The 9,549-nt window shown below is 68.8% G+C and carries 8 protein-coding genes; all 8 read right to left on the reverse strand.

Annotation, left to right across the window (positions count from 1 at the left end):
- Positions 1 to 36: 36 nt before the first annotated feature.
- Positions 37 to 1,242 carry a polysaccharide pyruvyl transferase family protein gene (locus tag Q392_RS21875; protein ID WP_038212320.1) on the reverse strand — a complete coding sequence of 402 codons (1,206 nt, stop codon included), beginning with the start codon at positions 1,240 to 1,242 and terminating at the stop codon, positions 37 to 39.
- On the reverse strand, positions 1,239 to 2,471 hold the full coding sequence (locus Q392_RS33465; protein WP_038212323.1) for a lipopolysaccharide biosynthesis protein: 1,233 nt from the start codon (positions 2,469 to 2,471) through the stop codon (positions 1,239 to 1,241). The genes Q392_RS21875 and Q392_RS33465 overlap by 4 nt, the downstream gene beginning before the upstream one ends.
- A gap of 29 nt (positions 2,472 to 2,500) precedes the next feature.
- Positions 2,501 to 3,625 (reverse strand): GDP-mannose 4,6-dehydratase, encoded by a 1,125-nt coding sequence (gmd, locus tag Q392_RS21885; RefSeq protein WP_038212327.1) that lies wholly within the window; start codon positions 3,623 to 3,625, stop codon positions 2,501 to 2,503.
- An 88-nt stretch (positions 3,626 to 3,713) separates the two neighbouring features.
- Positions 3,714 to 5,015 carry a glycosyltransferase WbuB gene (locus Q392_RS21890; protein WP_051953846.1) on the reverse strand — a complete coding sequence of 434 codons (1,302 nt, stop codon included), beginning with the start codon at positions 5,013 to 5,015 and terminating at the stop codon, positions 3,714 to 3,716.
- 10 nt (positions 5,016 to 5,025) lie between these two features.
- Positions 5,026 to 6,519 carry an undecaprenyl-phosphate glucose phosphotransferase gene (locus Q392_RS21895; RefSeq protein WP_169748329.1) on the reverse strand — a complete coding sequence of 498 codons (1,494 nt, stop codon included), beginning with the start codon at positions 6,517 to 6,519 and terminating at the stop codon, positions 5,026 to 5,028.
- Positions 6,520 to 6,558: 39 nt separating this feature from the next.
- Positions 6,559 to 7,722, reverse strand: coding sequence for a polysaccharide biosynthesis/export family protein (locus Q392_RS21900; RefSeq protein WP_483855400.1), 1,164 nt, complete (start codon positions 7,720 to 7,722; stop codon positions 6,559 to 6,561).
- 554 nt (positions 7,723 to 8,276) lie between these two features.
- The gene (locus Q392_RS21905) at positions 8,277 to 9,194 is read right to left on the reverse strand and encodes a LysR family transcriptional regulator (protein ID WP_038212329.1); all 918 of its coding nucleotides are present in this window, start codon (positions 9,192 to 9,194) and stop codon (positions 8,277 to 8,279) included.
- A 21-nt stretch (positions 9,195 to 9,215) separates the two neighbouring features.
- Positions 9,216 to 9,549: IS5 family transposase (locus Q392_RS21910; protein ID WP_038210183.1), on the reverse strand; the 334-nt coding region annotated here is incomplete at its 5' end.

Raw genomic sequence — 9,549 nt, forward strand, 5'->3', positions numbered from 1 at the left:
CGCGCGTGGGGACTGCTTGTCATGGCGTCGGGCGCATCAGGCCGCAGCCAGGGGGACGGCGTCCGCACGGGCCTGGAAGTACAGGTCCAGCGACGTGCGGATGCCGCGCAGGTCGACGTGCCAGGCGCCGGCGTTCTCGTCCAGGAGCTGCAGGACCTGCTCCTCGACGGCATCAGGGTCGAAGTCGGCGATGTCGTGCGACAGCGCCGACAGGCCGATGGCGTCGAAGGTCCCCTTCGTCTTCGGCTGGTAGGCCAGCCCGATGGTCGGCACCCCGCCGGCGATGGCGAAGATCGCCGAGTGCATCCGGCTGGCGATGAAGACGGACATGGCGGAATACAGCGTCACCAGTTCCTCGGGGGTGACGTCCTGGGGCAGTTCCACCACGCGGCAGCGCTCGTCGGCGACCATCGCCTCCAGCTCCCGGGAGATCGGCACGTCGCTGTCGCTCGCGCCCACGTCGACCTGGGGAAAGATGCTGATGCGGGCGTCGGGATGGGCGCTCAGGACGGCCCGGGCCAGCTCCGCCAGCTTGCGCAGGTAGCGCGCGATGTCCTCGGGCGTGCTCCCCGCCTTGGAGAAGCCCCAGTCGAGCACGGTCAATCCGATCTGCCGCTCCTTCTTCCGGTTCGCATCCCGCAGCGGGGCCGGCAGGGTGAACGCGATGTCGGGGACCTCCTCGCAGGCGATGCGCAGCTGCTGGAGCAGCTTCGTGGAGATCGCCTCCCGGCTGAAGACGAGGTCGACGTCGCGCAGCGCGCGCTTCACCAGCGCGCGGTCGATCGCGTGGCTGAGCGGGCCGATGCTCTGCGGAAAGCCCAGGGTGGGCTTTCCGTGCCGCGGGCCCAGCCAGTAGTGGTAGAGCGCGTTCAGCAGGCCGACGCCCATCGGGCCGCGGCGCGACGAGTAGATGTAGCCGCCGCCGGCCGAGACCACGAGGTCGGCCTCCCGGTAGGCCTGGAAGCGCCTGCTTCCGGGAAGAAAGACCGCCTGGAGCCACGCGGCAAGCCCGTCGAGGTAGCGCGACAGCGAGCCGGTGCCGCGCGCGAGAGGCCACGGCGGCGCCACGGAATCGGCGCGGTAGCGCGCGTAGAACGCCCGGTTCTCTTCCGCATAGGAGGACATGACGCTGATGCGGCAGTCCGGCCACAGGCCGCGCAGGTAGCGGATCATCGCGACGACGATCCCCGCGTCTCCGCGGTTGCGCGCGGAGTAGGCGTTGATGATGAGGATGTTCTTCATGCGCTTCGTTGTCGTGGATGCATCAGGCGCGCGGCACCCGCGGCCATGACGAGATGGAAGACCAGGTAGCCGAGGCTGGTGCCGGCCAGCGCGCCGAGCACGCCGTGGTGCAGCGCGCCCCATGCCCCGACACCCGCGACCGCCGCCAGGCAGCCCAGGTGCGCCACCAGGGTGATCCGGGTGTCGCCCAGCGCGCGGCTGATCACCAGCGGGGCCCGCGACAGGATCAGGAAGGCCTGCCCCAGGCACACCACGAGGACGGACGGCACGTCCGCGGCGCCGAACTTCCGGGCATACAGGAGCCCATACAGCAGATGGAACACCGGCGCCCAGAACAGCACGTAGACCACGGCCAGCGCCAGGCAGACCTTGCGCAGCCTGGCCGCCGCGCCCGCGAACGCGCCCGTCTCGCGGCGGCTCGCATCCCTGCTGAGGAGGGGCACGTAGTGGTTCTCCATCCAGACGAGCAGCACCGTGGACATGCCGGCCAGGTTGATCAGCAGCCGGAACAGGCCGACCTGCCGGTCGTCCAGGAAATGCGGCAGCAGCAGGACGAAGCCCTGGCTGTAGACCCAGTAGATCCCCGCGCCCACCAGCAGCCAGTGCGAGTGATGCCAGTGCTGCTTCACGGCCTCGCCCAGGCCGATCCTGTAGCCGCCGCTGCCCGCATAGGCCGTCACCAGGAACACGGCGCCCAGCACGGCCGCGCAAAAATACGAGAGCGCGACGGCGCCCAGGGCCGCGGCATAGCTCTTGTGCGCGGAGAACCAGATGAAGGCCATGCCGGCGCAGACGACGACGGCGCCGAGCGCCGAGACGAAGGCGGATTGCACCTGCCTGTTCGCCGAGATGAGCAGGCGGCGGAACAGATCGAAGAGCGCCCAGCACGCGCCGACCACGACGGTCAGCGCCGACAGGGCCGGAAAGGCGCCGAGGCCGCTCAGCAGCCAGCCGGCCAGCAGCGTGAGCAAGGCGATGGCGCCGATCATGCAAAGCAACTGGGCGAGGTAGGCCCTGCCCGAGGGGCTGGATGCCTGGTTGATGAAATAGAGGGCAGGCACGGCGACCAGCGACGCGCACGCGGTCTGCAGGAAGGCGGCCGCGGCCAGGGACAGCGCGAACTGCACGAAATCCCCCACCGGCAGCACCGCGCCGCCCGCGAAGATGACGCCGAAGGCCAGCGCGGAAGCCAGGCACTGGTCCGCCAGGCCCCAGAAGATGCGTCGCATGTGACGATGGCCGGAAGTGGACTGCGCCGCTACTCGGCCTTCCCTGCAAACACGGAATGGCCGTGGCGGCGCAGCAGCGCGATCTGCTGCGCCGTGCCCAGGTCGGCCTCGACCATCTCCCTGACCATGTCGCCCAGCGCGATCTGCGGCACCCACCCGAGTTCGTCCTTCGCCTTCGACGGATCGCCCAGCAGGGTGTCCACCTCCGCCGGGCGGAAGTAGCGCGGGTCCACCGCCACGATCACGTCGCCCGGCCTGAGCGCGGGGGCCTTGTCGCCCTTCACGTCCTCCACCACCACCCGCTCGTCGACGCCCTTGCCCTCGAAGGCGACGGTGATGCCCAGCTCCCTCGCCGCCATGTCGATGAACTGGCGCACGCTGTACTGCACGCCGGTGGCGATCACGAAGTCCTGCGGCTGGTCCTGCTGCAGCATCAGCCACTGCATGCGGACGTAGTCCTTGGCGTGGCCCCAGTCGCGCAGCGAATCCAGGTTGCCCATGTAGAGGCACTTCTCCAGCCCCTGCGCGATGTTGGCCAGGCCGCGGGTGATCTTGCGGGTGACGAAGGTCTCGCCGCGGCGCGGGCTCTCGTGGTTGAAGAGGATGCCGTTGCAGGCGTACATGCCGTAGCTCTCGCGGTAGTTCACCGTGATCCAGTAGGCGTACAGCTTGGCCACGCCGTAGGGGCTGCGCGGATAGAACGGCGTGCACTCCCGCTGCGGGATCTCCTGCACCAGGCCGTACAGCTCGGAGGTGCTGGCCTGGTAGAAGCGGGTCCTGTCGCCCAGGCCGAGGAAACGGATCGCCTCCAACAGGCGCAGGGTGCCGATGGCATCCACGTCGGCGGTGTACTCGGGCGCCTCGAAGCTCACCGCCACGTGGCTCTGCGCGCCCAGGTTGTAGACCTCGTCGGGCTGCACCTGCGCCACGATGCGCGTGAGGTTGCTGGTGTCGGTCAGGTCGCCGTAGTGCAGGTGCAGGCGCGCGCCCGCCTCGTGGGGGTCCTGGTAGATGTGGTCCACGCGCTGGGTGTTGAACAGCGAGGCGCGGCGCTTGATGCCGTGCACCTCGTAGCCCTTCTCGAGAAGGAATTCGGCGAGGTACGAGCCGTCCTGGCCCGTGATCCCGGTGATGAGTGCTCGTTTCTGGGACATGTGTGTTCTCGATGTGGAGGAACGGGGTGTGCAACGGGCCGGTGCAACCGGCCACGGCCATGGAGGACGCTGCGGGTGTCGGGGCGGATCAGGCCTCGCGCCGGCCGGCAGCCTCCGGTGGCGCGGAGGAAAGGTCCTGGCCCTCGCCCTCCCCCGCTTCGGCGGGGCCGCGGCGTGGGGCCAGCAACTGCTGCTCGAAGCGCGCCAGGATGCCGTCGCGGGCCAGGGTCCGCTCGGCCTGCAGCCGCGCCGCGACGCCCAGGCGCTGCCGCTCGGGGGCGTCGTCCGCGAGGGCGAGCAGCGCGTCGGCGAATGCCGCTGCATCGCCCGGCGGCACGACCACGCCGCTGCCTTCGAGCGCATGGGCCAGCCCCGTGCCCGGATGGGCCGTGGCGAGGATCGCGCGGCCGCTGGCCAGCATGCCGGTCAGCTTGGAGGGCATGACGAGGTCCGCCACGTCCGCGCGCTGGGGCAGCAGGTGGATGTCCGCCAGGCCCAGCCAGTCGTTGAGGCGCTCGCTGGGCTGCAGGTCGAGGAAGCGCACGTTGGCCAGGCCGGCGCAGGCCTGCTCCAGCGGCCCCCGGCCCGGGCCCTGGCCGCCGAAGACGAAGTACAGGCCCGGCGTCGCCGCCAGGCGGGTGGCGGCCTCGCCCAGCAGTTCGAGCCCCTGCTTCAGGCTCATGTTGCCCGAGTACAGGGCCACCACCGCGCCGTCCGGGATGCCCAGTTCCGCGCGATAGGGGCTGGCGGCCTGCAGGGGCCGCACGCCGTCGATGTCGGCCCAGTTGGGGAACAGCGCCTGCCGCTCGGGTGCCACGCCCTTGGCGCCCAGCCGCTCCAGCATGCGCCCGGAGATGGTGGACACGGTGTCGAAGCGGCGCAGCAGCCAGCGCTCGAGCGCGACGGCGACGCGCCTGGCCGGCCCGGCGTCGACGATGCCCATGTTGAGCGCGGCATCGAGTTCGAAATCCTGGATGTGCAGCCAGCAGCGCGCACCCGACAGGCGCGCCAGCGCCCAGGCCGCGGGCGCGCTGGTCAGCGTGGGGGCGACGTTCACCACCACCTGCGGACGCCACGCCAGCGAATACGCCAGCGCGCAGGCCGAGCTCAAGCCGAAGCTGACGAGGTGCAGCAGGCGCGTGGCGCCGCGCGGCGTGCGGGGCACCCACAGCGGGCAGCGGATGACGTCCACGCCGTCGAGCTGCTCGCGCCGGAACCACCAGCGCCTGTGGCCGGGCCAGACGCGCCAGGCGGGGTAGTACGGCGGCGCGGCGACCATGCGTACCTGGTGGCCGCGCGCGGCCAGCCATCGGCACATCTCGCCCGTGTATTTGCCGATGCCGATGTTCTCGGGCGCGTGGTTGATTCCGGTGACCAGGATGCGTGTCATTCGGCAGCGTTCAATACGCGTTGTGGTTGATGAAGCCGGTGAAGACCGTGTAGAAGATGATCTTGATGTCGAAGGCCAGCGACCAGTTCTGCAGGTAGTACAGGTCGTACTCCACCCGCTTGGCCATCTTCTCCAGCGTGTCCGTCTCGCCGCGCAGGCCGTTGACCTGCGCCCAGCCGGTGATGCCCGGCTTGACGCGGTGGCGCTGCATGTAGCGGCCCACCAGTTCCTTGTACTGCTCGTTGTGCGCCAGCGCGTGCGGGCGCGGGCCGACGATCGACATCGTGCCCTGCAGCACGTTGATGAACTGCGGCAGCTCGTCCAGGCTCGTCCTGCGCAGGAAGGCGCCCAGGGGCGTCACGCGCCGGTCTCCACGCGTGGCCTGCGCCACGTGGCCGTCGCGCTCCTCGTGCACGTACATGCTGCGGAACTTCCACACCTCGATGGGCTGGCCGCCGATGCCGTGCCGCAGCTGCCTGAAGATGATCGGCCCCGGCGAGCTGAGCTTGACGGCGATGCCGATGAGGACGAGCAGCGGCGAGATGAGCAGGAGGATGCACGCCGCCAGCACGCGGTCCTCGATGGCCTTGACGATGCGGGCGTTGCCCTCGAGCGGGCTGTCGCGCAGGTTGATCACGGGCAGGCCGGCCATCTGTTCCACCGAATGGTTGAGCAGCTCCATGCCGAACAGGTCGGGCACGAACTTGATGTTGGTGGTGGAGTGGTACAGCTCCTGCAGGATGCGCGCGATCTTGTGCTGCGCGCTCATGGGCAGGGCGATCCATACCTGGTCGATGCGCTCGCGCTGGACGTAGGCGGCGAGGTCGGACAGGTCGCCCAGCCTCGGCACCGATTCGATGGCGTGCGAATCCACGCTGGCGCTGAACCAGCCGTGCACGCGGATGCCGGCCCAGTTCTGGCTCTGCAGCGTCTGGACGATCCGGTGCGCGTCGTGGTTGGCGCCCACCACCACGGCGCTGCGCACGTCGAAGCCCCGCGAACGCAGCACGTCGGCCGTGCCGCGCACCACGATGCGCATGGCCATGGCGGCAGTCAGGCTCAGGGAGAACCAGCCGAACCACCAGACGCGCGAAAGGTGGTCGCCGTCCTTCATCACCACCGCGTACAGCACCATCAGGCCGAACATCAGCAGCCAGAGCGTGGCCAGCGTCAACAGCTCGCTGGCCACGCGGCGGCCGCGCCAGCTGCGGTAGAGCGAGGTGCCGCTCAGCACGATCAGCGCGAACAGGACGCCGCGGCCGATCGCCTGCGCGTAGTCGGCGCCGAGGCCCGCCGCGCCGAAGCGCAGCCAGTGGACGAGCCAGCCGGCACCCACCAGCAGCACCAGATCGCTCGCGCGCAGCATCCACGACAGCAGGGCGTACAGCTTGCTGCGCACGCGCACCTGTTCCTCGAAGACGCCGCGAGCCGCGCCGACGGCCGACGAAGCGGCCTCGGCGCCCGCCGCCGCGCCTTGCAGGGCGGAGCGGGACTCGGAGTGCATCAATACCATGTCGTCTGCTCTTTCGGTTCGCGCGCGCGGTCACCGATGACGCACATACACCTCGTCCGCGTTGTTCACGACCTGCGACGAAGGCAGGATGAGGCTGACGACGCGGTTCCACTTCACCAGCGGCGCCGGATCGACGTAGACGACGTCGAAGGGCTGCAGCCTGAACTGGCTGGCCAGCACCATGGCCGCGGGGTTCTTGGCGTCGAGGTGGAAGATGGCAGGGTTGCCGCTGGCGGCTTCGCGGATGACATAGATCTGGCCGGGGTTGCTGCTGGCGACGGCGGGGCCGCCGGCCTCGTTCAGCGCTTCGTTCAGGTTCAGGCGGCCGTTGCTGCGCATGGCCAGGGCCATCGGCGCCAGGACCTCGCCCATCACGAAGACCTTGCTGTCTTCGCGGTTGGCCACGCGCACGATGTCGCCGTGCTGCAGGGGGATCCCGTTGGCATCGAGGCCCGCGTCGCGCAGGCGCGTCAGGTCGATGGGGATGGAGGCGCCGTCGCGGATGAGCGTCAGGGAGGAGCGATTGCCCTCCTCGGTGATGCCTCCCGCGCGGTTGACGGCCTCGGTCAGCGTCATGGGCACGTCGGTCACGATCTGCGAGCCGGGCGTGCGCACCGCGCCTTCGACATACACGCGGCGGCTGCGGAAGGACTGGATGCGCACGGTGACCTGCGGGTCCTGCACCTGCGTGGCGATCAGCTTGGCGATCAGGTCGGAGGCCTCGGCCTCCGTCAGGCCCGCCACGCGCACGCGGCCGACATAGGGGAAGGCAATCTCGCCGGCGGCGTCGACGATGAAGCCCGGCGCCACCTGCACGCCGGTGGGATCGGCGGCCTGCGAGATGACGGCGCCGGCATTGGGCAGCAGCTCGGGATGGTCGTAGACGATGACGCCGACCACGTCACCCGAGCCGATGGTGTAGCGCTCCGTCTTGCCGAAGAGGGCACGGACGTTGTCGGGCACGCCCGGCGCGGACTGGCCCAGCGTGCGCACCAGGGCGAGCGAGATGGGCGTGATGCGCCCTTCGGGGGCTTCATCGGGCAGGTAGTCGAACTGGGTGGGCAGTTCGTTGTGCGGCTCGTACACGCTGACGTTGCCCATGCCGGGCACCACCGTGCAGGCCTGCAGTGCCAGGGCGCCCAAAAGGGCCATGCCGCGCGCCAGCCGCTGCGGCGCGCTGATCGTTGAAGTCAATTCGTCCTCTCCTTGATCGACAGGATGGGCTTCGAGCCGGATGCGTGTCTCCTCCTGTACGCCCGATGGCGGGAACAAGAGTCTGTTGGTGCTGCACGGAAATCGGCATCTCCGTGCTGGAGAGAAGACCTGCGGGTCGGGTGTCGAAAACACGAGCTTGCGCTACATGCTTTGACAGCACCGCCATGCACCAATAAGCCTGTTTCGGCCTTGGAATCAATATACATGCTCATCGGGTGATACCCGATGACTTTTCTTCTTCTTAATCTCTCAACGAATACAAAGCACTACGAAGCGATGTGGTTCTCGCACATCAACTTTTCTTAAGAAATGTCAGATCGTTACGAGGGATTCACAACCTGGATTTCGAGTGAAAAATTGCATTGCTTACGTCGTGGTACGGATCACTTTCCGAACCAAAACATTGGTACTCATGCCGTCAGGAAGAACGAAGCAGAAAGGAATCAGTCTCGAATTCGGGATCAATTCGGGCACGGAAAGAGAACCCGTAAATCTTCTTCGTCTTGTAGGAAGAAGCCGCGATCGCGGGATCGCTAGTCGCGGGACCGGAACCCCCGCATGTCCTTGATCCGTCGCCGCAGCGCATCGATGAACGCGGTCACGCGCGCGGGCCGGTGGATGTCGGGAGGCAGCGCCACGTGGATTCCCACCGGCTCGAGCCACAGGCGCGGAAGCACGCGCTTGAGACGGCCCGCCTCCAGGTCGGCCTGGCAGATCCAGGGCGCGGCCGCGCCGATGCCGTCGCCGTTGAGGATCGCGCGGTAGCTCGACAGCAGGCTGTCGGTGCGCAGCGGCGTATCGATCGACACCGTCTGCGAGCGCCCTGCCCTGTCGAGCAGCCGGACCGTGTCGACGAAGTACGGCACCAGGCCCACGCAGGGCAGGGTCGGCAGGGTGGCCGGCGTCACGGGCCCGATGCGACGCAGCAGCGCGGGGTGGGCGACCAGGATGCGTTCCATGTCGCCCAGATGCCGGCACACCAGGCCCGGGTCGCGCACTTCGCCGACGCAGACCCAGCACTCCGCGCCGGTCGCGACCAGGTCCACGACGCGATCGGTCAGCGTCAGCTCCACGCGCAGCTGCGGCCATGCCGCGCGCAGGTCGGTCACCGCATCCGTCAGGAAGCCCGTCCCGTATCCCGAAGGCCCGATCACCCGCAGCGTGCCCTCCGGCCGGCTGCGGCCGCCCGAGATCCGCTCGGAGAGGCTGGCCCAGCGGTCGGACAGCGCCCTGGCCTCGACCATCAGGAGACGGCCCTCGTCGGTCAGCGAGAAGCTGGCGGTGGTCCTCAGCGCGAGCTTGCAGCCCAGCAGCCGCTCGAGTTCGAGCAGGCGCCGGCTGGCAGTGGGCTGGGTGATGCCCAGCAGACGGGCCGCCTTGCTCAGCGAGCCCGTCTCGGCGATGCGCAGGAAGGTCGCGAGCAGGTCGATGCGGTCGTGTACGAGCTTCATGCGCCTAGGCTGAATCGACATTCAATCTGTCAGCCAAGCCAGACTTGCGGCCAGGCAGAGGAAGGCCATGAAGTGGGCGGCCTTGCGGTCGTAACGCGTGGCGATGCGTCGGAACTGCTTGAGCCGGCCGAAGCATCGCTCGATCGCATTGCGAGCCCGGTATAGCTTGGCATCGAAGGAGCGCGGCTGCTGGCAACTGCGCGGCGGAATCACGGCTTGAGCGCCCGCCGCCTCGATCTGCGCCACAAAGGCGCGGCTGTCATAGCCCTTGTCGGCAAGCACATGCGTTGGCCTGAGGCCCTTGAGCAACTCTGGAGCCTGGGTGATGTCGTTGACTTGCCCGGGCGTGAGGATC

Origin of the sequence: Xenophilus azovorans DSM 13620 (assembly GCF_000745855.1) — a bacterium.
Classification (GTDB): Bacteria; Pseudomonadota; Gammaproteobacteria; order Burkholderiales; family Burkholderiaceae_C; genus Xenophilus; species Xenophilus azovorans.